At 59.1% G+C, this 467-nt stretch carries 1 protein-coding gene; it reads right to left on the reverse strand.

Going from position 1 to position 467, the window contains the following annotated elements:
* Nucleotides 1–467: TonB-dependent receptor plug domain-containing protein (locus tag G4D87_RS38620; RefSeq protein WP_163787690.1), on the reverse strand; the 467-nt coding region annotated here is incomplete at both ends.

The raw sequence follows: 467 nt of genomic DNA on the forward strand, positions 1-467 counted from the left end.
GCTCAGTTCCGCCTCGCTTGCAGATGTATGGCCATAGCTGCCCAGAACCTGGATGTCGCCGAAGTCATAGGCCCCTGTGATCTGCTTCTTCCAGCTGCTGTCGAAGCTGTCATAGCTGCTCCTCAGCTCAAGCGCCCAGGGCTTGTCCGTGTCTGCGAGCAGGTCGGATGGATCGAGTGTTCTAAACATCACAGAGCCGCCGAGTGCGTCCGCACCCCAGAGCACCGAATTGGGTCCGCGCACGATTTCAACCGACTTGAAATTGCTCATGTCGAAGAAGTCGCGGCTGCCGTCGGTGATCAGTTCCTGGACACGGGAGCCGTCGACCATCGTCAATACACGGTTGCCGCCCATGCCGCGGATCGTGAAGCTACTGAGCTGGCCCCAGGGATTGGTGATTGATGTCGGGCGAGCGACAGAAACACCGGGTTCGCGGCGCACCAGATCCTGGATGTCACGGATATTGT

The sequence above is a fragment of the Myxococcus vastator genome, assembly GCF_010894475.1.
Lineage (GTDB): Bacteria > Myxococcota > Myxococcia > Myxococcales > Myxococcaceae > Myxococcus > Myxococcus vastator.